The sequence below is a fragment of the Testudinibacter sp. P27/CKL/0425 genome (genome assembly GCF_052931395.1).
On record NZ_CM128801.1, the window covers coordinates 859811 to 882847 of the forward strand.

A 23037-nucleotide genomic window follows, 5' to 3' on the forward strand; every position below is an offset into this window, starting at 1 on the left:
GAAACTGAAAAGCGCAGCCGAAATGCTGCGCTTTTGTATTTGTGGCGAGAGCCGTACTATTCCGTTTGCTCCAAAGTATAAGGCAACGGATATGGGCAAAACGGCTGATTATGCCGCTCACTTAGGCGGAAACGATGACTTAGTTCAGTGTCGTTTGCCAAAACCACCTGTATCCATAAGGTATCGTTATGTTCGATGAAATTGATGACCGAACCGGTTTTGCGCCAGTTGGTTTCCAGCAATAACTCCACGCCTTCGCCCAGCGTCGGCACGCCGCCGACTTGCCCGACCAACGTAAACAATGCGCGTTTATTCGCGCCGCGATATTTGGCGCGTGCAATGGTTTCTTGCCCGATATAGCAGCCTTTATGGAACGAAACGGTTTGTTCCAACAACTGCAAATTGATGGCTTGCGGAATAAACTGATTTTGCCCCTCACTGGTCAATAACGGCACGCCGTCTTGCAGATCGAGCAAATCCCACGCCGTGCAGGATTCGGTAAAAGTGATCTGCGGCGTCGGCTGTTGGGTGATCAGCAACCAGCGCGGCTGGGCGCGATCAATATACAGCAACAGATGATCATTTTCCGCCTCCAACGGTGTTTCTGCATTTGGCAGCTGCGTGCTGAAGGCGGACAATGCCTCAGCGGCTTGTTCACCGGCAAAGCCGATCAAAGTGCGGTCTTGGATTTCGGTAAAGCTCACTTTGGAGAATACCGCATATTTTTTCAGCTGTTCCAAGGCAACCGGCAACAAGGCTTTGCGGATAATCAAGTAGAACCGGCTTTGGCTTAAACGCAGAACACGGAATACCGACCAGACTTTTCCTTTCGGATCACAGTGTGCACTCAATGTCGAGTGTCCGATCGCCAGCTTGCTGATGTCGGTGGTCAATTGCCCCTGCAAAAATTTTTCGCTGTCTTCGCCGTCAATTTCAAACAGCTGATATTGTTCGAGCGAACAGACGATTTGTGGATTGGTTTCGGTGAGTCTTGGATATTGGCAATGTGTTATCATCTCTTACTCCCTTTTTTAAAATAGTTAAAGGTATAAACAGCTTACAACTGTCATTGTATACCGATTCTTAACCAGAATACCACAGCCGGCGGTCGAATCGGAAAAAAATGAGATCAAATCTTAAGCAATTGGGTTTTTATCACAATCTTGTTTTGGTTATCCGAGTATACTGATAAATCAGATTTTATTATCGAAAGGAGAGAGAGTATGAACTTGAAAAAAACAATCGGATTAGCGGCGGCACTGTTGCCGATGTTATCACAGGCGGAAGTGGCGGATAACGGCTTGTTGACCGTGCCGAGCAGCTACCCGGCGACAGAAACCGTGCAGTTGATTGAAAAAGCGGTGACTGATAAAGGGATGACGATTTTCGGCGTGATTGACCACCAAAAAGCGGCGAAAGACAACGACTTAACCATGCCGGCGGCAACCGTGATTTTATTTGGTACGCCGAAAGCCGGCACTCCGTTGATGATCGAAGCGCCGACCTTGGCAATTGATTTACCGTTGAAAGCCTTGGTTTGGGAAGACAAAGCCGGGAAAGTATTCGTTTCATTGAATAAAGCGGCATTTTTAGGCGAACGCCATAATGTGCCAGCCGAATTGTCGAAAAAATTATCCGGCGCAGAAACCTTAATCCCAAATACGGTGAAATAATTCCGCGCCGTTTGGCTGCGGCAATTTGCTAACTGCCGTATACCGCACAAAATAAACCGCGGCATAGTAGCCAAAAATGTGGCTGATTTTGAGATCTAAGCTTCTATTAGACATTTTTGTGGCTACTCCTCTTAAAGCGCTAGTTTTTCTAGCTCTTTTTATTCAAAAAATCCTGTATAAACATAATCTTATTCCTTCGGTTTAGTCCATTATGAACGGATAATTTCTGCTTTAAATCCTTAAACAGCCCTTCCAGCCGATTTGTCGTTTTTTCTATCCGTAACTCCGGGTATTTTTCAAAGACAAACAAGTAATCCATATAGCGTTTAATACTGGCATAAGCCCCTCTCAATTTGCGATGTTTATAAGGAAATTTACCCTGATTATCGGGTATATCAGACCGTTCTTCTAAGTAAGCTTTATGCTGCAAAAACCAGTGATGCAAACGGACATAAAAGTCATTTTTGTGACTCTGCTTGAGTGTTTTAACCATTGTTTTCAGTTCCTTTCCGGCAACGGATTTAGGGTTTCTCGTCAGCTTGCGAATCACCATTGCAACAAGGTGAAATTGGCACATTTGGGTTGGCGTATTAAATATATCTTTCAATAAGCCCCGTCGCCCATCGCAAGTAATAGATTGAATAATAAATCCTTTTTTACGCAATCGATTGATGGCTTTGGTATAGTAAATGTCCTTTTCGGTACGAACGATTTGGTGGTAAATCACCTTTTTTGAGCGGGAATCCATTATGACTAATACGCCGAATTGTGGCCCGAAAAAAGTGACATCCATAATAAGATTCAACATTGTGGTTTGCGGTGTGCTGAGTGGCGTTTTAGGGGCTTTTTTCAGGTGCCTTTGGATAGTCCTGACCGAACAATCATAGGTTAACGCAAGCTGCTTATACGTCTGTTTTCCGACGGTGTAATCGTGCCAGATTTGGGCGGATTGAAGGTAATTTGTGTGAGAATATGTCCGTAAACAATCCAAGCATTTATAGCGTTGCTTGCCTGAATTTTTACCGTGTTTTTTAATGTGTTCTGAACCACAGAAATAGCAATTTTTTGGTCATTTTAAAAAATCTCACTTAACGCCTTATTCTATAAGGGATTAAGCGAGATTTCAGCCACATTTTTGTCTACTATGCCTTTTAATAAATACTCGCCCTCGATTGTCGCAAGGCTGCGAAAGCCGATATTGAAAATTTGCACCGAAGTGCGGTTTTCTAATTCACGATAATCAAAATTCTCATGATGATGCCCGTGAAAAATCTTTTGCACCCCCATTTTTTCAGCCAACTGATTGATGACTTCAAAGCCGGAAGGGTGCGGTTTCGGTGCTTCGTGGCAGATTAAAATGTCAGCCTGCTGCTGTTCAAGCTGTTCAAAATCGGATAAAAAGATCGAAGTGCGGTGGCGTAGCGGTAAGCCGCCTTGCCAGATTTTATCTGATGGGCAATATTGGCAGAAATGGATCGGATCAAAAAACAGCGGCTTGTTTGGCGGCATCCAGATCTGTCCGCGGAATACACCGCCTAAACCGGCAATTTTCACGCCTTGAATCTCCACACTGCGTCCGTGTAGGTTACGGCTTTTCCATTCTGTTCCCCATAGCGCTTGAAAAGCGGCGACGGTTTTGCTGTCGTGGTTGCCGTGGATAAACCACAAATCGCAATGTTGAGATAGCCGTTCTAAAATGTCACAGTCATTCAATTGTAAATCGCCTAAAATAATTAAGGCGATCTCTTCCTGTTGCTGCTGCAAAAATGGAAATAGATGTTCAAAACTGCCGTGAGGATCGCCGGCGAACAAGATCATCGGCTATGCCTCCCGACTGTTTTCAGTCTGCAATGCCGGCAAATCTTCTTCATTCAGCACTTTTTCCACGATCTCTTTTGCCATATCGTAGCGTTCCAGATAGCTTGGTGATTCAATTTCAATGTACGGCACTTTATATTTATCCAACAGCCGTTTCAGCAAATCTTGGAATTTTTGACGCGATTTCTGATCGCCGAGGCTGCGTAAGCCGTCGTCCACCCACTTGGTATTGTTGGAGAGCAGAATCGTAATATCAAACGGATATTCTTTGATCATCGAATCCAAAAACGGGTGCGCCTTGCCTTCATATTGAATGCAAAACGCCTGAGTGGTAATAAAATCGGTATCAATTATTGCCACCTTGTGCGCGTGCCGCACGGCGTAATCCAGATAGCGCAGATGTCCGATTGCCATCAGCGGATAGTCGGAGAATTGCATTGCCTGTTCATCGCCGCCTAACTGTTCGAACACATATTCGCGCCCGTATTCCCAGGCAGAAGTGGTGTTAAACACGGTTGCCAGTTTGTTGACCAGCACGCTTTTGCCGCTGCTTTCACCGCCCAAAATTGCAATGGTTTTGGCAAAAAACGGACGCACCTCTTTCGGAATGAATTTCCAATAGTGGAACGGGTGATTGCGGATTTTGGTGGCGGAAACGTTGAAAAATTTGCGTTCCGGATCGACCAAATTTACCTGCAAGCCTAAGTATTTCTCATACGGCTCTTGGTCTTGCGGCTCACTGCTGAACACAATGGTCGGGGTGACATTTTTTTCTTCGAACAGCTGCTTCACCCGCGCCGCCCACGCTTCCCAACCGTTTGGATAGCTTGGTAAGCCGTCCTCAACCAAATGGTGAATAAAAATATGCTTTTGCTGATATTTAAAAATCTGCTGCATCCAACGCAGGCGATCTTGCGGGGTCGGCATTTTTTTCATTTTGCTGTCATAAAACAGTTTTAAATCGCGCTCACTTTCGCTACACACCACCACATGAATCTCATCAACTTTACTGAACGCTTCATAGATCATGTTGATATGCCCGGTGTGCACCGGATAGAACTTGCCGAAAATCACGCCGATTTTTTTATCTTCGACTTCGGTGATGTTTAACACTTTATGTAGCGCTTGCAGTTTAATCGCGCTCGGGTTTTTAATTTTACCGCTCACCAACTGATTGAAATACGCGCGGGTCACCCCTGCCTGTTCGCAAATTTCCGCGACTTTCAGGTTGAGTTGTTTTCGTTTGTGTTGCAAGTAGGCAAAAGACATCAGCAAGCTCCAGCATGAATCGTAATAGATTATTCGGTATCGGCAACGGTATTCACCGCACTTTCAATTTCAGCGGGGGTGAGTTTAGCTTCTAACTCGTCAAGGCGCTGCTCAAGTGCGGTCAGTTTTTCGCGGGTACGGATTAACACTTGGGTTTGCACCTCAAAATCTTCCTGTGTTACCACATCCAGTTTGGCGAGTTGCGCCTGAATCACCTGCTTGATTTTGGCTTCCATGTCTTCACCAAAATTTTTCACGCCTTGCGGCAGCGAATCGTGAATTTGTTGTGCAAATTGTTCGAGTTTTTTCGGGTTTAGCATAGTTTATGCTCCAAAATAGTGAATGTAGCATCTATTGTACGAAATGGACTGATTAAAGGGAACTTTTTTATGCAAACTGCTGGGCAGCCCGATTTTTTGCGCTATAATGGGCGGGCAATTCTCAGGGCGGGGCGCAATTCCCCACCGGTGGTAAGGGTGCAACCGCACTTAAGCCCACGAGCGCCGGTTTTAACGAACAGGGTCTAGCAGATTCGGTGCAAATCCGAAGCCGACAGTGATAGTCTGGATGGTAGAGAATGCGGGTTTTTCCGTTCGGAAAAGCCGGCTTATCCGTGTGAAAACCGCACTTTGGCAGAGGCTGAAGTTGCGTTTTTGCCGCTTCTCCATTTGCCCTGATTCTGGTATCTACATAATATTTTTGAGGAATTTACCATGAGTCAGTCATTACTCACCCAATTCGGCGACAGCCAACAACGTGTCCTTGCCGCAATCGAAGCCTTTAAACAAGGCAACGGCGTGCTGGTATTAGACGATGAAGATCGTGAAAACGAAGGCGATCTGATTTTCCCGGCAGAAACCATCACCACCGAACAAATGGCAAAACTGATCCGCCACGGCAGCGGGATTGTTTGTCTTTGTATTACTGATGAACTGTGTCAGCAATTAGATTTGCCACCAATGGTTGGTCATAATACGAGTGTAAATAAAACAGCATTTACAGTCACAATTGAAGCAGCCAGTGGAGTTTCAACAGGTGTTTCAGCAGCAGACCGAGTTACGACAGTTAAAGCTGCAATTGCGGATAATGCTAAGCCAAGTGATTTACACCGGCCTGGTCATGTTTTCCCACTAAGAGCGGCTAACAATGGAGTATTACAGCGAAATGGGCATACTGAAGCGGCTATTGACTTAGCGCGACTTGCAGGTTTTAAGCTAGCGGGTGTTATCTGTGAAATAACTAATGATGACGGTAGTATGTCAAGAACACCTGAGTTAGTGGAGTTTGCGCAAATAAATGGTTATGCAGTTGTAACAATTGAGGATATGATTGGTTATCGCTTAAAATTTAATGTGTAAGATCAATTATGTTATTGGTGTAGAGGCAGCTTATATGAGCTGCCTTTTTTGTATTTGATTTTTATGCTCATCTTATCTATTCAAATTGCTCGATAGACTTAGAATAAAAATTTTGTGATTTACTTCTTATTTTAGAAAGAATCTACTATTTCTTTTGTAGTTGATTCGTTATAGTGTTATTGAATTTATAATCCACTTCGAATAAATATTCAAGGAGTTTACAATGACTAAGAAATTTTTAACTTCATCACTTTTAGCTGTAACCCTAGCGCTATCTTCAACAATCTCGAATGCGAATAACGGATTGATCGCCATTATTACACCATCTCATGATAATCCATTTTTTAAAGCTGAAGCAGAGGGTGCTAAACAAAAGGCGGAGGAGTTAGGATATACCACGCTTGTTGCATCTCACGATGATGATGCAAATAAACAAGATCAGTTGATTGCAACAGCCGTAGCTCGTAAAGCAAAAGCGATTATCTTAGATAATGCAGGATCAGATGTCACTGTTGGCGCTTTAGAAAAAGCAAAAGCGGCAGGGGTTCCGGCTTTTTTAATTGATCGTGAAATTAATAAAACTGGTGTCGCTGTTTCTCAAATTGTTTCCAATAATTATCAAGGTGCCCAACTTGGTGCTGAAAAATTTGTGGAATTAATGGGTGAGCAAGGTCTTTATGTTGAACTATTAGGACGTGAATCTGACACGAATGCTTCCGTCCGTTCTCAAGGATTTCATGACATCATTGATGATTATCCGGAGATGAAAATGGTAGCTCAACAAACTGCCAACTGGAGCCAAACAGAAGGGTTTACCCGTATGGAGTCTATTTTGCAGGCACATCCAAATATTAAAGGTGTCATTTCAGGTAATGACACAATTGCATTAGGTGCTGAAGCCGCATTAAAAGCAGCTGGACGGACGGATGTTATTGTAGTGGGTTTCGATGGTAGTGATTATGTACGAGACTCAATTTTAGCAAATAGCAATATTAAAGCAACAGTTCTACAACCAGGTTGGGCTCAGGCTCAAGAGGCTGTAGTTCAGGCTGATGCTTTTATCCGGACCGGAAGCACAGGCAAAGATGAGAAACAATTGATGGATTGCATCCTGATCGATAGCAGTAATGCGAAGCAATTAAATGGATTTGCATTAGGCAAATAGATTAATAAAAGTATCCGATGGGTGTGTCTCTAAGATGCACCCCGTACGAGGAGACGAAAATGCGAAGCTTGAAAAAGTTAAGAATGAATTTATTTTTAGTCTGTATTAGTTTTTTCTTTATTGGCTGTGAAGTAGTTGAATTGGATTCTACAGGAAAACCAATTATCCCAATGTCTGCGGAAGAAGCAGCTGCACTGGCTAATATGGAACCAAAGGATATAGCTGAAAAAATTTGGGATGAGGTTATACAGGATGCAAAATCATCTAATATTGACTTAGCACAGATATTACCTATTGCAGAAAATGATAAAAGTTATTTTGCTATGGTTGAGGGTGTTTTAGAAAATATTGATGAGCGGCAAAATTTAATTATTAAATCAAAAGAAAGATTAATAACTGTACAAGCAGGGACTATTGTTCGTGGAAATGCAATACGAGATTCTCTATCTATTATTAGTTTTGATCAATTTAAAAACCAAATTCAATTTGCTAGATTGTCGAAAGAGTTAAATAAAAAATCACTCGAAAATATTAATAAGCCTGACAATACTTTGATTGGTAAAGAGATTAAAATGTTAATTGCATTTACAATGAAAAATAACCAAATTCAAGATGTTGTGCCACTTGAAATCTATACAAGGTAGATGTTATGACCATAAATAATCATGATATTGTGATGCGAGCAGAGCATATTTCGATGGTTTTTCCTGGTACTAAAGCATTAGATGATGTTAGTTATAATGTTTATCGCGGCGCAGTAAATGTCATTATTGGCGAAAATGGTGCTGGAAAATCAACATTAATGAAAATTTTGGCTGGAGTACAACAGCCTACAGAAGGTTGTCTTTATATTAATAATGAAAAAGTATCGATCACGAGTACGAGGAGTGCTACTGAACACGGGATTGGTATGGTACACCAAGAACTGAATCTATCTGAAAATCTAAGTGTAATGGAAAATATTTTTCTTGGTAGAGAAGTTCAATCCGGTCTTTATCCTATTAATACTAAGTTTCAATATGAGGTGACAGAAAAATTATTAAAAAGATTAAAGCAAGATATTAAACCAACAGAAATTGTATCTGATTTAAAAGTGGGTCAAAAGCAATTAATCGAAATTGCCAAGGCTCTAGTAGGTGAAATAGACATTTTAATCCTAGATGAACCAACTTCAGCATTAAGTAAAACAGAGATACAGATTCTATTTGATGTTATTCGAGAGCTAACATCTCAGGGAGTTTCCATCATTTATATTTCTCACCGTTTAGAGGAGTTAATGGAAATTGGTACTTACATTACGATATTACGAGATGGTAAATTTCAATCAGAAGCGGCAGTAAAAGATATTGATGTACCTTGGATCGTTCGGGAAATGTTAGGCAGTGAACCCATAACTAATTTTTTACCGCCAAATAGAGAGTTTGGCGTTAAGCTTTTAGAAGCTGAGAATATAACATTGATCAATGAATCTGAACAGAAAATCGTTAATGATGTATCTTTTGATTTACGAGCTGGTGAAATTGTGGGGATTTATGGCTTGATGGGCGCTGGTCGGACGGAATTATTTGAATGTTTATTAGGAAAAGCTGAATATCAAGGTCGGTTTTCATTAAACGGAATTATTATTAATCCAAAAACATCAACAACGAACAGAATAAAAATGGGGATTGGTTTAGTCCCAGAGGATAGAAAAAGAACAGGAATTTTTCCAGTTAGTTCTGTCGCAAATAACTTAACTGTTTCAAGTTTATGGAAAAGATTAAAAAGTGGTATCTCAATTTCAAAAACTGATGAGAAAAAAGCGGTTGAATCCACTATTGGGGAATTATCAATTAAGGTGTCGTCTCCTGATGTTGAAATTCAGGCTTTGAGTGGTGGCAATCAGCAAAAAGTGGTTATAGGTAGATCATTATTGACAGAACCTAAAGTTTTGCTATTAGACGAGCCAACTCGTGGGATTGATATTGGTGCAAAAGCGGATGTTTTTGAAATGATGGTGAAATTATCACAGCAAGGTATTGGTATTTTATTTTCAACGTCTGACTTGAAGGAAATTATGGCTGTTTCTGATCGAATATTGGTAATGTCAAACGGTAAGCTTACTGAGAATATCTCGAGGGAGTATACAACAGAATCAGCATTAGTTACTGCAAGTGCAAAGGGATTTTAAATTTAAGAAGGAATTGTTTATGTCTAAATCTTCATTATCTAGTAGTAATATCGTTTTGTTGATGTTGAAATTAAGAACATTTATTGCATTATTTGTTATTTTAGGTTTTTTCACAATTATGGTTGATGGTTTTTTAAATCCTTCAAGTATTATGATTAAACATATCTCTATTAATGCACTTTTAGCATTAGGAATTACCTTCGTTATTATTACTGCAGGAATTGATTTATCAATAGGTGCGATTTTAGGTTTTTGCGGAATGATAGCTGGTTATATGATTTCTAAGGGAATTATTCTACCAATGTTTGGTATTGCCATTTTTCCTAGCGTGTGGCTCATTATTCCTATTGTTTTATTAGTCGGAGGATTGATTGGTGCATTGAATGGATGGATTATTACGCGTTATAACGTAGCACCATTTATTTGTACTCTTGGAACGATGTATATCATTCGGGGGGCAGCAATGCTGACATCTAATGGAGAAACCTTTCCTGGTTTATCTGGAAATCCTCAGTTAGGGAATACTGGATTTGAACAGATTGGGGCGGGAAGTTTATTGGGTGTTCCTTATGCGATTTGGCTGATGTTTATTGTTGCTGGCATTATTGCTTATATTGCGAAGCGCCTTCCCTTTGGACGACATGTTTATGCAATCGGTGATAATGAAAAAGCGGCAGAATTATCTGGAATTAAGGTAAATAGCACTAAAATTTGGGTGTATACCATTTCAGGTTTATGTGCAGCCTTGGCTGGTATTGTTGTGACATCACAACTAGTTGCAAGCCATCCTGCTACGGGTACAGCATTTGAAATGAATGCTATTGCGGCAGTTGTGCTGGGTGGTACGTCACTTGCTGGTGGGCGAGGAACAATTGGGGGAACATTAGTTGGGGCATTTGTTATCGGTATTCTGGCTGATGGACTGGTTATGATGGGTGTTAGTGAATTTTGGCAAATGGTTATCAAAGGAATTGTGATTATTGTTGCAGTTGTAGTTGATCAAATGCAAAGCCGTTTACAATATAAAGCAGCAATTACCTCACAGAAAATTGAAGCTGCATAGTTAGAATTTTACATCGAATAAATTTTTTGAACCAATGGAATATATATTCAAATATGAATAAGGGGTTAGGTATGAATCCATATAGATTGTCTTATAAAGAATTGGAACGGAAAGCGCGTGCAATCCGCCGTAAAATTATCGTACTGAATGCTAATAGTCCTGCGGGAGGACATACTGGAGCGGATTTATCTCAGGTGGAAATAGTAACATCACTCTACTTTAGAGTATTGAACTGTGCCCCGAATCGTTTATCGGATCCAGAAAGAGATATTTATATTCAGTCTAAGGGGCACGCTGCAGGCGGTTACTATTGCTGCTTAGCTGAAGCAGGGTATTTTCCTGAAGAATGGTTGGCAAGTTATCAACATGCGGACTCTAAATTACCAGGGCATCCAGTTAAACAAAAAACACCCGGAGTTGAGCTTAATACTGGTGCACTAGGACATGGGCTTCCTGTTGCAGTTGGTTTGGCACTGGCTGCTAAAAAAAGTGGTAGTCAACGTAAGATTTATGTGGTCACAGGTGATGGTGAGCTGGGAGAGGGAAGTAATTGGGAGGCAGCAATGGTAGCTGCACAATATAAATTGGATAATTTGATCATTATTAATGACAAAAATAAACTTCAACTTGCTGGTTATACAAAAGATATTTTAAATACAGAGCCATTAGATAAGAAATGGGAAGCGTTTGGAATGGATGTTTCAATATGTGAGGGAAACAATATCCAATCAATTGTTGAAACCCTAGAGGGATTAAAAGCTAATGGTAAGCCTCATGTTGTAATTGCAAATACTATCAAAGGTGCAGGTATTTCCTTTATCCAGGGGAAGCCAGAGTGGCATCACCGGGTACCAAAAGGAGAGGAAATTGATCTAGCATTAGAGGAGTTGAAAGATGAGTAATACAGAACATTTAGCCAATATTATGGTAGAAAAATTTATAGAGGCTGTAAATAACGGCGTGGATTTAGTACCTGTTGTTGCGGATTCAACCTCTACAGCGAAAATTGCACTATTTATCAATGCGTTTCCTGGTAGATTAGTAAATGTAGGCATTGCAGAACAAACATTAGTGGGGTGTGCGGCAGGATTAGCTTTGGGGGAAAAGTCGCAGTAACATGTAATGCAGCACCATTCTTGGTTGCAAGAGCTAATGAGCAAGTTAAAGTTGATATTTGCTATAACAATACAAACGTCAAACTGTTTGGATTAAATTCAGGCGCAAGCTACGGCCCACTAGCCAGTACACACCATTGTCTTGATGATATAAGTATTATGCGTGGATTTGGAAATATTCAAATTTATGCTCCGTCGAGTCCGAATGAATGCCGACAAATTATTGACTATGCAATTAAGACCGTTGGACCGATTTATATTCGTTTAGATGGAAAAGAATTGCCTGAATTACATGATGAGAACTATCAATTTATTCCTGGAAATATAGATGTTTTGCAATCAGGAAAAGAAGTCGCACTGATCGCCGTCGGCTCAACTGTCCATGAAGTTGTTTCCGCAGCAGAGATACTTAAAACCAAAGGAATTATTCCGGTAGTTATTAATGTACCTTCGATCCGACCTTGTGATACAGATTCCTTGTTTAATACTATAAAGGATATGAAACAGATTGTTACCGTTGAGGAACATAATATTAATGGTGGATTAGGCAGTTTAGTTGCGGAAGTTTTGGCTGAAAATGGTGTGGCAATTAAATTGAAGAGACTAGGGATTTCTGATGGGGATTATGCATTGGCGGCAGATAGAAAATCCATGCGAGCTCATCACGGTATTGATGCTGATAGTATTGTTAAATTAGTATTGGAATTGTTGTAATGGAGGATGTATGGCTCAGCCGTTTATTTTATCAATTGATGAGGGTACAACAAACGCCAAAGCAATAGTAATTGCTCCGGACGGAAATATTATAGCCAAAGGAAGTAAAGCTGTTACTTTAAGTCATCTACATCCTGGCTGGGCAGAACAAGATCCGATGGAAATCTGGTGCAGGGTTGAGGAGGCTGTTGCAGAGTGCTTAACCCAGCTTGATATTTCAATTAGCAACCAACGAGAATCGGTATTAGCTTGGGAAAGAGATAGCGGAAGACCGCTATCTCAATTAATTAGCTGGCAATGTAGGCGAACAGAAGGTATTTGCCAGCAAATAATGAATCTGCCTAATGCAGAGATTATTAAGCCGCTAACAGGTTCTGTATTAGATCCATTATTTCCAGCCTCAAAAATTAACTGGCTGCTCACCAATATTGAGAATGGCTTTCAACGGGCAGTAGATGGTGAAATTTGTGTAGGAACAGTTGATGTATGGTTGGTTTGGCAGCTAACAAACGGGCGTTCATTTGTTACGGATTATTCTAATGCTTCACGCTATCAAGTTTTTAACCTGCAGACAGCACAGTGGGATGAGAATTTATTAGATTTATTTAGTATTCCGATTCAGTGCTTGCCAAAAATTATCTCTTCAACTGGCTATCGTGGGGAAACATTAAATTGCCGTACTATATCTGATGGTATACCTATTCTTGCTCATATAGGAGATTCGCACGCAGCTCTTTATGGACAAGGAGGCTTTAATGATGGTGTTGTTAAGGCAACTTATGGCACAGGCAGTTCATTAATGGTTAAGAGTAAAACATTGCCAATAAATAATTCAGCGGTAAGTGCGACGGTGGCATGGCATGATACTGAGTTGAATTTTGCTCTTGAGGGAAATATCACGCATACAGGCGCTGCGTTAGGGTTTATTGCTAGACTTTTAGGTATTCAACATATTGATCAACTTAGTGATATGGCTCAGTCAGTTGAGAGTAATCAAGGTGTGTATTTTGTCCCGGCTCTTGCTGGTTTAGGGACGCCTTATTGGGATAGCAAAGCTCGGGGAATTATTTGTGGATTAACAGATTTAGCAACACCGGAAATTATTGCAAGGGCTGCATTTGAGTCTGTTATCTATCAAGTGGCAGATTTATTTATCAGTATGGAAACGTCACTAGGTGAAAAATTAAAAGTCTTATCTGTTGATGGAGGCCCAACCAAAAATAGATGGTTAATGCAACTTCAGGCAAATTTATTGCAGAGAGAAATTATTTGTAGTGATGTTGCGGAAGTGTCTGCATTAGGTGCTGCTTTTTTGGCAGGCAAGGCGCTTGGTTGGTGGGAAAATTATGAACAGCTGTCAATGCTGCCTAGAGCGGTAACAATACTTGAACCAGGCAATCCATCGAAACAACTTGAGGATGGCTATATTTTGTGGAAACAAGCTGTACAGAAGGCTAGATTATAAATTAATAGGAGTGATTAAAAATGAAAAAATCTTTAGAGAAGATGACATTAGCAGTTCTTATTGGAAATAGAGGATTTTTCCCAAGTTATCTTGTAGGTGACGCAAGGAGTGAAGCCCAGAGGATTTTTAAAGAGATGAATATTAATGTCGTCATGCTAATTGAGGAGCAAACCAATTATGGTGGCATTGAGACTCATCAAGATGCGAAAATTGCGGGAGAGTTGCTAAAAAACATAAAGATGAAATTAATGGTATTGTGGTTTTATTGCCTAATTTTGGTGATGAAAAAGCTATTTCGGAGGCTATTCGTTATTCAGGTTTGAATGTACCTGTTTTAATCCAAGCCGAGGAAGATGAGCTAGATAAGATGGGATTAGCGACTCGTCGAGATAGTTTTTGTGGGAAAATTTCGTTATGTAATAATTTGCGCCAATATGGAATTCCTTTCACACTAACGACCCAGCATGTTTGTGCATTAACGGGGGAGATTTTTAGGAGAGACTTGGATAATTTTGTATCCTTATGCCGAGTTGTAACTGCAATGAGAGGATGTCGAGTTGGTGCTATTGGGGCCAGACCAACTAGTTTTAATACTGTTAGATATAGTGAAAAATTATTGGAACGACTAGGGGTTACAGTAGAAACGATAGATTTATCAGAAATCTTTGCAAGTGTTAATAATTTGAAAAATGATGATTTGAGAATTATTGATAAATTAGAATTACTTAAAAATAATGCCGATACATCACAGATTCCACAAGAAAAATTGTTAATTATGGCGAAGTTATTTGTAGTCATTAGTAACTGGATCGTTGATAACGATATTGATACGACGGCAATTCAATGCTGGACATCGTTACAAAATACTTTAGGAATAAATGTTTGCTCCATTATGAGTGTTCTGTCCGGGCAACTTATTCCGAGTGCTTGCGAAGTTGATGTAATGGGAGCGTTGTCAATGTATGCATTGTCAATATCTTCGATAAAGCCAGCTTCTATCGCAGATTGGAATAATAACTTTGGTGATGACAGAGATAAGTGTGTTATGTTCCATTGTGGAAACTTTGCCACTGATGAGCTAGATAATCCTTTTATGAGCACCGCTGATATTATTGGTACGACAGTTGGATGTGAAAATACTTGTGGAGCAATCAATGGAAGAATGAAGGCTGGTCCTTTGACTTATTTTAGATTATCCACAGATGATTTTACCGGAAAAGTCAAGGCGTATGTTGGTGAAGGGAAGTTTGTTGATGATGAATTAGATACTGTAGGCTGTAGAGCCGTAATTCAAGTGAAGCAGTTGGAGGAACTACTATCTTATATCTGTAATAATGGTTTTGAACATCATGTTGCGTTTAATCATTCCTCATCGGCTAATGTGTTATATGAAGCATTTACAAAATATTTAAATGTGGAGTGCTATTATCACAGATAATAGTTTGGAACCATAATATATCTGTAGAGAAAAGAGAATTATAAGTTTATAATTCTCTTTTTAATTTTATGAATACAACTAAAGATGATAATATGTACAAATTAACGGTTAAGATAAGGTGACTTAGTTATGTCTATTCGGGATGAATTACGCCTTCTTGTAAAAATTGCTAACTTATATTATATCGATAAACTAAAACAATCGGATATTGCAAAAAAATTGAATTTATCTCAATCATTTGTTTCAAGATCATTGTCACGTTGTTTGAATGAGGGGATTGTTAAAATTAATATTGTTCAACCTGCGGAATTTTTCCTTAACCTCGAAAATCAATTGCAGAAAAAGTTTGATTTAGAACAGGTTGTCATTGTGGATATTGATGAATCGAGTAACAGTGAGGCGATAAAAAAAACAATTGGTTCTGCTGCTGCATATTATCTGCAAACAACGATTCGAGATAATGAATTGATAGGTCTATCGGCTTGGAGCGATACGATTAAGGCGATGACTGAGCAACTACCAAAACAAACAATTAAGGCGAAAGGGGTCGTTCAACTATTGGGTGGTGTTGGTATCAATGGTAGTGTTCAAGCCAATTTTATGACTCATGAACTGGCAGATAAGCTCAATTGTAAGCCTTTTTTATTACCGGCACAAAGCTTAACAGGTACAATGAGTTATAAAAATGAGCTTTTTAGTAGTAATGAAATAGCTTCCGTCATAAACCAATTTAAGGATATTGATATAGCTTTAATAGGGATTGGAATGCTAGAACCCTCATTACTTTTAAAAAATTCAGGTCTTTATTATAAAGATGAAATGCTCAGCTTTTTGGCATCTAGAGGGGCTGTTGGAGATATCTGCTTACATTATTATGATCAAAATGGTAATCCAATTTTAAATGAGCATGAGGATCCCGTGATTGGAATGCCACTTAAATTAATAAAAGAATGTCCGAGAGTCGTAGCTTTGGCAGGAGGAGATGAGAAAGTCTCAGCCATCTTGGGGTCGCTTAAAGGAGGCTATATTGATGTGCTTATTACCGATAAATTTGTTGCATCAAAGTTACTTGAAGCTTAAGGTTTTCTATACATTTGACAGCATATCTGGCTATAATAGTCCATCTTGAATTTGAAGTAACAAAGAAACATTAAAACGATCAATAAGGAATCATGCTATGAAAAAACTTTCGGCTCTTTTCACTGCCGCAACGATGTTGTTTGCCGTCAGCGGTGCTGCAAAAGCGGATAATGATACGGTTTATCTTTATACTTGGACCGAATATGTGCCAAGCGGATTATTGGATAATTTCACTAAGGAAACCGGCATTAAGGTGATTGTCTCCAGTTTGGAATCGAATGAAACCTTGTATGCTCGCTTGAAAACCCTGGGCAACAACAGCGGTTACGATGTGATCGCGCCGTCAAACTACTTTGTTTCAAAAATGCGCAAAGAAGGGATGTTGATGCCGTTGGATCACAGCAAATTGCCGGTGTTGAAAGAATTGGATCCAAACCTGTTGAACAAACCGTATGATCCGAATAACGAATACTCCTTGCCACAGATTTTGGGCGCACCGGGGATTGCATATAACCGTGATACGGTGGATTCAAGCAAAATCAATTCTTGGGGTGATTTATGGAACCCGGAATATAAAGATCAGTTGCAGCTGTTAGACGACGCACGCGAGATTTTCAACATTGCGTTGTTAAAACTGGGACAAGATCCGAACACCACTGATCCGGAAGTGATTAAGCAAGCCTATGAAGAGTTGCTGAAACTACGTCCGAACGTATTGGCGTTCAGCTCCGATAATCCGGCAAATGCGTTTGTTGCCGGTGAAGTGGATTTAGGCATGCTGTGGAACGGTTCGGCTTATATCGCGCGCAAAGACGGTGCGCCGATCGACTTGTTGTGGCCGAAAGAAGGCCCGGTTTTATGGGTGGACACCTTGGCAATTCCAAGCACCTCACAAAATCCGGACGGCGCGCATAAGCTGATCAACTATTTGTTGAGTGCCGACGTGGCGAAACAGTTGGCGTTGGAAATCGGTTACCCGACTCCAAATCTGGAAGCGCAAAAATTGCTGCCGCCGGAAATGGTCAACGATAGCTCGCTGTACCCACCGGCGGAAATCCTGCAAAAAAGTTACTGGCAGGATGACGTTGGCGACGCTGCCATCATCTATGAAAATTACTACCAGCAGTTAAAAGTGGCGAAGTAATTTTTCCATACACAAAGTGCGGTTTATGTGATGTAAACCGCACTTTGCGTTTTCAGGGGGGGCTATGTCAAAAAGTGAACGGCTATTTAGCTTATTGCAAATTCTGCGCGGGCATAAATACCCATTGCGCGGTGCGGTGTTGGCTGAAAAACTGAATGTAAGTCTTCGCACTCTGTACCGTGATATTGAGAGCTTGCGCGCGCAAGGAGCAAATATTGAGGGCGAGGCGGGGCTTGGTTATTTGCTGCGGACTGAGTTTGAGTTGTCCAAATTAATGTTATCGGAAAGTGAGATTGAAGCTTTAGTGCTCGGAATGCGCTGGGTAAAACAGTTTACCGATAGTGAACTCAGTCAGGCGGCTCAGCATGGTTTAAGCAAAATATCGGCACTGCTGCCCGATAAGTTAGCACAACAATTGGAAAATAGTCCTTTGTTTATTGCGGTCAGCCAAAACCCACCACCATTTTTAGACGATGTGTTTATCAAATTGCGCCATGCGATCCGACAGCAGCTGAAAGTAAAAATAACTTATCGAAATAAACAACAGAAATATTCCCGGCGGATTATTTACCCATTTGCAATCGGTTTTTTCGAACAAGCACAATTAGTTGCGGCGTGGTGTGAACTGCGGCAGGAATTTCGTCATTTTCGTCCCGACAGAATCGAGCAAATCGAATTGTGTGATGAGCGCTACCAGCCTGACCGCACTTTGCTGCTACAACGCTGGCAAAAAAGGGAAAGGGACTGTGCGCATCGTTAAATCCTGCTGACAAAATCTGTCATTGAGCTGTGTTAGAGTGATTTCAGATTAACCAAGGAGGCAATTATGCAGCAACTGACTTTTTATACCCACCCGATGTCGCGTGGCAGAACCGTTCGCTGGATGTTAGAGGAAATCGGTGTTCCTTATCAAAGTGTGGTATTTTCTGATTTTGATACCGACATCAAAGCACCGGATTACTTAGCGATAAATCCGATGGGGAAGGTGCCGGCATTAAAACACGGCGATACGGTCATCACAGAATCTGCGGCGATTTGCGCTTATTTAGCGGATCAATTCCCTGAAAAGCAGCTTGCACCGGCATTGAGTGATCAGCAGCGAGGCAGTTATTATCGCTGGCTGTTTTTTTCCGCGGCACCGCTAGAGGCGGCGATAATGGAAATCGCATTGCAGCTAACACCAAAAGAGCGTGATCGCAAAGCATTGGGGTATGGCAGCTTATCACTCTGTTTAGAAACGCTTGAACACACGTTAAAACAGCAAGATTTTTTATGCTGTAATCGTTTTACCGCAGCGGATTTATATCTGTCGGAATTGTTGGATTTTGGTATTAATATGACAAAAGTCATCGACCCGAATCCGATTTTTGTTGAATACATTGCTCGTCAGCAAGCTCGCGACAGTTATGCCCGCGCAACAAAAATAGATAATGTGTTACTTGCAAAAACAACGCCTAACCGCTAAATTTATGCCATTCAGATTTGAAAGTGCGGTTTTGACCGCACTTTGCGTTTTAAGGAACCCTATGATCACAGCGCGTTGGACAACCAGTTTGCAAGATTCAGTCTATTTAGACGGTTTGCAAATTCGCAAAACGGTTTTTGTCGAAGAACAAGGCTTTTCACTGGAAATCGAAGTCGATGAGCTGGAAAGTCAATGTGAATATTTGACGCTGTATGCCGATCAGCAGCCGCTGGCAACCGCACGAATATATCGTTACGCTGATGACGTATATAAATTACAACGGATTGCAGTGCTGAAATCGCAGCGCGGCAAGGCGTTAGGCGAACGCTTAATGCAAGAGATGGAACAGCGCGCGGCAGCATACGGCGCAAGCCGCACCATTCTTGGCGCACAGGATTCAGCGATTGGTTTTTATCAAAAGTGCGGTTATCAGGTGTTCGGCGACGGCTACGACGAAGAGGGCGTGCCGCATCACATGATGCAAAAGCAATTATAAATCCGCATAACGGCATGGCGATTAAATAGGAAAGAGAACGCGATGATTTTAAAAGATAAATTTTATACTTGGTTGCTGTGGATAAGAAAACCAAGCAATACGTTATGGATCACGCCGGTGTTCGGCGCGTTTGTCGCGATTATCTTTGTCGCGCTTGCCGCATCAACCAACGGTTTGTTGCCGGAAAAATTTATTTTGGACGTCAAGCCGGAAACGCTAGATGCGCTGTTAAGCATTATTGCTTCCAGTATGCTGGCGGTTAGTACCTTCTCCCTGTCAATTATGGTTTCGGCGTTTACTTCCGCTTCAAATAATGCTACGCCACGCGCCACCGAGCTGGTGATGGGCGACGATAACACTCGGGTGGCGATTGCCAGTTTTATTTCCGCTTTCGTGTATGCGGTGATCGCCAAAACCGCACTTGGCATCGGGTACTACCAAACATCGGGGCGATTTGTCTTATTTCTCGGCACGTTAGCAGTGTTGGCATATCTGATTTATACCCTGATCCATTGGGTGAAAACCTTGTCTCAATTAGGGCGACTGAATAACACTTTAAGTAAAGTCGAACAAGCCGCGGCAACCACGTTGCAAGCCTATCGCGCCGCGCCGTTTATGGGGGCGGATAAGATCACGGGCGAGCCGCGTTTTCAGCATCCGATTCGGGCGCAAACCAGCGGGTATCTCACACATATCAATTTTGCACAGTTGCAGGATATCGCCGAAAGCGAGGATTGCTGCTTTGAAATTTTGATTCGCCCCGGCGATTTGGTGTATTCCGGCATGGTGTTGGCGTATGCGGAGAAAGCGTCGGAATCGGCGCAGGATATTGAGAAAACATTTGTGCTGGAGGAGAACCGCAGCTATGCGCAAGATCCGAAATTCGGCATGGTAGTGTTGAGTGAAGTGGCGCAGCGGGCGTTATCACCGGCGGTTAATGATCCGGGCACGGCGATTAAAGTGCTGACGATTTTAATGCGCTTGCTGCTCGACGCTAAACCGGACGAGGTAAGTGAACCGACGGCAGTTAAGTATCAACGGCTGTCGATTGTCAATTTGAATGAGCAGGATTTGGTCGATCATGCGTTTTCGCCGATTGCCCGCGATGGCGCCGGTGTATTGGAAGTTCAAGTGCACTTGCAAAAGATTTTACAGATTATTGCTACGCAAGCGCCCGAAGCGAGCATTCGGCAGGCAGCTTGTCGGCAAGCCGAGCTGGGATTACAGCATGGCGAGCAAGGATTGGCGCTGGAACAGGAGCGGCAGCAACTAAATCAACTGCATCGGAAGCTGTTTGCCGATCGCTAAATTATTTCCCTTTTTTCAGCCAGTAGCGATAGGGCGTAGCCGCCGTTTCGCTTTGCAGCAGGGTGTGATCCATAAATTGACAAAAGCCCGGAATATCTCGGGTGGTGGCAGGATCATCAGCGATCACTAACAACACCTCACCGTCTTGCATATGGCGGATTGCCTTGCGCACCAGCATCACCGGCTCAGGGCAGCGTAGCCCTAGCGTGTCTAGGGTGGTATGAATTTCAAATTCGGTCATAAAATTTTTGCTTGTTTGGATTATTTAGGCGATATAATAGCGCAAATTACAGCATTTTCACATCAGCAGTCAAAGTGGGGCAGGCGTGTCAGATTTAGAACAGCGGCTTTTTCAACAGCATCTCAGCAGGTTACAACCCGTAGTGCAGGATATTTTGCACAGCAACCGTTTGGACGGGATTTGGATTCACGCCGGCGAGGAGCGTTACCATTTCCTTGACGACCAAACCAAACCGTTCAAAATCAATCCGTTATTTAACTATTTCTTGCCGCATACTCAGGCGGTCGGCAGTTGGTTGTATCTGGACGGAGTAAATAAACCACGCCTCTATTTTTACCAGCCCGATGACTATTGGTATCTGCACGAGGCGGCGCCGCAGGCATTTTGGACCGATGAATTTGAGTGGACGATCCTCAAACACGCCGATGAGATCCAAGCGCATTTTGCGAACCTTGACCGCACTTTGTATCTGGGCGAGCAAGTGCGGTTGGCGGAAAGTGTCGGTTTCACCCACATTAACCTGCAAAAAGCATTAAATTATCTGCATTATCAACGCAGTATCAAAACCGATTACGAATTGCACTGTTTACAACAAGCGCAATTTGCCGCTTTAAAAGGGCACGAAGCGGCGAGGCAGGCATTTTTTAACGGCGAATCGGAATTTGCGATTAATCTGCGTTATCTGCAAGCCAGCCAACAATCCGAGCTGAATGTGCCGTATGGCAACATTGTGGCGATTAACGAACACAGTGCCGTGTTGCACTACACTCAGCTGCAACACCATTCACCGAACATTCGCCGCAGCTTTTTGCTTGATGCCGGTGCCAGCTATTTGGGTTATGCGTCGGATATCACCCGCAGCTACAGTTTTGATTCGAATGATGAATTTGCCGAGCTGATTGGCGCGGTGGAACGGCAAAAACGGGCAATTATTGCACAAATGCAAGTGGGGTATAACTATTTGAGTTACCACACCATGATGCAACAGGCGATTGCCGAAATTCTGCATGATTTTGAGCTGGTGCGTTTGCCCGCCGAACAGATTTTTGAAGAGGGGATTAACCGCACATTCTTTCCGCACGGCTTGGGGCATTTTCTTGGCTTGCAAGTGCATGACGTGGCAGGCTTTCAGCAAAACCGCCGTGGCACACATAAAGCCGCACCGGAAGTTTATCCGAGCCTGCGTTGCACCCGCACCCTTGAACCGAATATGGTGCTGACGGTGGAGCCCGGATTGTATTTTATCCCGATGTTGCTTCAGGCGTGGCGTAATGCTCCGTTGGCGAGCCGCTTTAATTGGCAGAAAATCGATCATTTTATCGCTTATGGCGGCATTCGCACTGAGGACAATATTATGATCACCGCTGGCGGGGCGCAAAATCTGACGCAGAATGCGCTGACCGCACTTTACAACTAAGCGATTAACCGCAACAATACAGAGCACGATGCGTTATTTAATCCCGGCCGAAGCCGCTGAATTTAGCGAAGAAATGAAGAAAAGTCGCTTCATCACCTATTTGCAAGCCACGTCCGGCATTGAGCAGGCACGTGCTTTTTGGCTGCAGGTGAAACAGCAGCACCCGAACGCCCGCCACCACTGTTGGGCGGCGGTGGCAGGGCGACCGAACGACTCGCAGCAGTTGGGCTTTTCCGATGACGGCGAACCGTCCGGAACGGCAGGCAAACCGATGTTGAATGTGCTGGCGGCAGCGGAATCGGCGAAATCAGTGCGGTGGTGGTGCGTTATTACGGCGGAATCCAACTCGGCACCGGCGGTTTGGTGCGGGCTTACGGCAACGGGGTGCAGCAGGCGCTGAAAAATTTGGCGACGATAGAAAAAATCGAACGGCAGGATTTTCAGTTAATCTGTGATTACGAGCAGATCAATCTGGTACAACAGCTGATAAAACAGCATCAAATCGAAATTCGTACGCAGCAATTTTCACAACAGATTGAGCTGCAACTCGGCATCAGCGCAGAGCAGCTGGCGGACTTCAGCCAACAATTAAACGATCGCAGCGGCGGTAGTTTGCGCCTGCTTGCTTTAACTTAAAA

25 protein-coding genes, 1 pseudogene and 1 riboswitch are annotated in these 23037 nt (G+C 42.4%); of the genes and pseudogenes, 20 read left to right on the top strand and 6 right to left on the bottom strand.

Annotation, left to right across the window (positions count from 1 at the left end; translation table 11 throughout):
• Positions 1–56: 56 nt before the first annotated feature.
• Positions 57–1016 (bottom strand): tRNA-modifying protein YgfZ, encoded by a 960-nt coding sequence (gene ygfZ / locus ACUHGC_RS04250; protein ID WP_446834410.1) that lies wholly within the window; start codon positions 1014–1016, stop codon positions 57–59.
• Between the two features lie 207 nt (positions 1017–1223).
• Between ygfZ and ACUHGC_RS04255 the strand changes: the two genes are divergently transcribed.
• Positions 1224–1673: a DUF302 domain-containing protein gene (locus tag ACUHGC_RS04255; RefSeq protein WP_446834411.1), complete on the top strand. Its 450-nt coding sequence runs from the start codon at positions 1224–1226 to the stop codon at positions 1671–1673.
• A gap of 148 nt (positions 1674–1821) precedes the next feature.
• Here the strand turns inward: ACUHGC_RS04255 and ACUHGC_RS04260 are convergent, their stop codons facing one another.
• The 4 genes from ACUHGC_RS04260 to ubiK all read right to left on the bottom strand — a co-directional run bounded on the left by ACUHGC_RS04260 (position 1822) and on the right by ubiK (position 5080).
• Positions 1822–2709: an IS256 family transposase, variant Zn-binding type gene (locus tag ACUHGC_RS04260; RefSeq protein ID WP_446834810.1), complete on the bottom strand. Its 888-nt coding sequence runs from the start codon at positions 2707–2709 to the stop codon at positions 1822–1824.
• Positions 2710–2774: 65 nt separating this feature from the next.
• Positions 2775–3491 carry a metallophosphoesterase family protein gene (locus ACUHGC_RS04265; protein WP_446834412.1) on the bottom strand — a complete coding sequence of 239 codons (717 nt, stop codon included), beginning with the start codon at positions 3489–3491 and terminating at the stop codon, positions 2775–2777.
• Positions 3492–3494: 3 nt separating this feature from the next.
• Entirely contained in the window at positions 3495–4763 is a 1269-nt protein-coding gene (nadR, locus tag ACUHGC_RS04270; RefSeq protein WP_446834834.1) for a multifunctional transcriptional regulator/nicotinamide-nucleotide adenylyltransferase/ribosylnicotinamide kinase NadR, read from the bottom strand.
• Positions 4764–4789: 26 nt separating this feature from the next.
• A complete protein-coding gene (ubiK, locus tag ACUHGC_RS04275) occupies positions 4790–5080 on the bottom strand; it encodes a ubiquinone biosynthesis accessory factor UbiK (RefSeq protein ID WP_446834413.1) in 291 nt (96 codons plus the stop codon).
• 113 nt (positions 5081–5193) lie between these two features.
• Positions 5194–5343: riboswitch (FMN riboswitch) on the top strand.
• A gap of 130 nt (positions 5344–5473) precedes the next feature.
• On the opposite strand from ubiK, the gene ribB reads away from it, so the two are divergent.
• From ribB to ACUHGC_RS04360, 17 genes are all read left to right on the top strand, one after another.
• On the top strand, positions 5474–6118 hold the full coding sequence (ribB, locus tag ACUHGC_RS04280; protein WP_446834414.1) for a 3,4-dihydroxy-2-butanone-4-phosphate synthase: 645 nt from the start codon (positions 5474–5476) through the stop codon (positions 6116–6118).
• 223 nt (positions 6119–6341) lie between these two features.
• On the top strand, positions 6342–7283 hold the full coding sequence (locus ACUHGC_RS04285; protein ID WP_446834415.1) for a substrate-binding domain-containing protein: 942 nt from the start codon (positions 6342–6344) through the stop codon (positions 7281–7283).
• Between the two features lie 59 nt (positions 7284–7342).
• Positions 7343–7927 carry a DUF2291 family protein gene (locus tag ACUHGC_RS04290; RefSeq protein WP_446834416.1) on the top strand — a complete coding sequence of 195 codons (585 nt, stop codon included), beginning with the start codon at positions 7343–7345 and terminating at the stop codon, positions 7925–7927.
• 5 nt (positions 7928–7932) lie between these two features.
• Positions 7933–9453 (top strand): sugar ABC transporter ATP-binding protein, encoded by a 1521-nt coding sequence (locus ACUHGC_RS04295; protein ID WP_446834417.1) that lies wholly within the window; start codon positions 7933–7935, stop codon positions 9451–9453.
• Positions 9454–9472: 19 nt separating this feature from the next.
• The gene (locus ACUHGC_RS04300) at positions 9473–10516 is read left to right on the top strand and encodes an ABC transporter permease (RefSeq protein ID WP_446834418.1); all 1044 of its coding nucleotides are present in this window, start codon (positions 9473–9475) and stop codon (positions 10514–10516) included.
• A gap of 71 nt (positions 10517–10587) precedes the next feature.
• Positions 10588–11418, top strand: a complete 831-nt coding sequence (locus tag ACUHGC_RS04305) for a transketolase (RefSeq protein ID WP_446834419.1) — start codon at positions 10588–10590, stop codon at positions 11416–11418.
• The gene (locus ACUHGC_RS04310; protein WP_446834420.1) at positions 11411–11632 is read left to right on the top strand and encodes a hypothetical protein; all 222 of its coding nucleotides are present in this window, start codon (positions 11411–11413) and stop codon (positions 11630–11632) included. The genes ACUHGC_RS04305 and ACUHGC_RS04310 overlap by 8 nt, the downstream gene beginning before the upstream one ends.
• A 20-nt stretch (positions 11633–11652) precedes the next feature.
• Complete coding sequence (locus ACUHGC_RS04315; RefSeq protein WP_446834421.1) at positions 11653–12345, top strand: transketolase family protein; 693 nt, start codon at positions 11653–11655, stop codon at positions 12343–12345.
• Between the two features lie 10 nt (positions 12346–12355).
• Positions 12356–13810 (top strand): FGGY family carbohydrate kinase, encoded by a 1455-nt coding sequence (locus tag ACUHGC_RS04320; protein WP_446834422.1) that lies wholly within the window; start codon positions 12356–12358, stop codon positions 13808–13810.
• Positions 13811–13830: 20 nt separating this feature from the next.
• Positions 13831–14133 carry a hypothetical protein gene (locus ACUHGC_RS04325; protein ID WP_446834423.1) on the top strand — a complete coding sequence of 101 codons (303 nt, stop codon included), beginning with the start codon at positions 13831–13833 and terminating at the stop codon, positions 14131–14133.
• Positions 14076–15248 carry an L-fucose/L-arabinose isomerase family protein gene (locus ACUHGC_RS04330; RefSeq protein ID WP_446834424.1) on the top strand — a complete coding sequence of 391 codons (1173 nt, stop codon included), beginning with the start codon at positions 14076–14078 and terminating at the stop codon, positions 15246–15248. Before ACUHGC_RS04325 ends, ACUHGC_RS04330 begins: the two co-directional genes overlap by 58 nt.
• A gap of 129 nt (positions 15249–15377) precedes the next feature.
• A complete protein-coding gene (locus tag ACUHGC_RS04335; protein ID WP_446834425.1) occupies positions 15378–16328 on the top strand; it encodes a sugar-binding transcriptional regulator in 951 nt (316 codons plus the stop codon).
• 97 nt (positions 16329–16425) lie between these two features.
• A complete protein-coding gene (locus ACUHGC_RS04340; RefSeq protein WP_446834426.1) occupies positions 16426–17472 on the top strand; it encodes an extracellular solute-binding protein in 1047 nt (348 codons plus the stop codon).
• Positions 17473–17536: 64 nt separating this feature from the next.
• Positions 17537–18232 (top strand): helix-turn-helix transcriptional regulator, encoded by a 696-nt coding sequence (locus ACUHGC_RS04345; protein ID WP_446834427.1) that lies wholly within the window; start codon positions 17537–17539, stop codon positions 18230–18232.
• A 66-nt stretch (positions 18233–18298) separates the two neighbouring features.
• Complete coding sequence (locus tag ACUHGC_RS04350; protein WP_446834428.1) at positions 18299–18937, top strand: glutathione S-transferase family protein; 639 nt, start codon at positions 18299–18301, stop codon at positions 18935–18937.
• A gap of 61 nt (positions 18938–18998) precedes the next feature.
• Positions 18999–19433 carry a GNAT family N-acetyltransferase gene (locus ACUHGC_RS04355; RefSeq protein ID WP_446834429.1) on the top strand — a complete coding sequence of 145 codons (435 nt, stop codon included), beginning with the start codon at positions 18999–19001 and terminating at the stop codon, positions 19431–19433.
• 42 nt (positions 19434–19475) lie between these two features.
• The gene (locus tag ACUHGC_RS04360; RefSeq protein ID WP_446834430.1) at positions 19476–20741 is read left to right on the top strand and encodes a DUF2254 domain-containing protein; all 1266 of its coding nucleotides are present in this window, start codon (positions 19476–19478) and stop codon (positions 20739–20741) included.
• Position 20742: 1 nt separating this feature from the next.
• On the opposite strand, the gene tusA is transcribed toward ACUHGC_RS04360, so the two are convergent.
• Entirely contained in the window at positions 20743–20982 is a 240-nt protein-coding gene (gene tusA, locus ACUHGC_RS04365) for a sulfurtransferase TusA (protein WP_446834431.1), read from the bottom strand.
• 85 nt (positions 20983–21067) lie between these two features.
• Here tusA and pepQ point away from each other — a divergent pair, with 85 nt between their 5' ends.
• Complete coding sequence (pepQ, locus tag ACUHGC_RS04370) at positions 21068–22399, top strand: Xaa-Pro dipeptidase (protein ID WP_446834432.1); 1332 nt, start codon at positions 21068–21070, stop codon at positions 22397–22399.
• A gap of 28 nt (positions 22400–22427) precedes the next feature.
• A pseudogene (locus ACUHGC_RS04375) lies at positions 22428–23035 on the top strand (YigZ family protein).
• Positions 23036–23037: the final 2 nt, after the last annotated feature.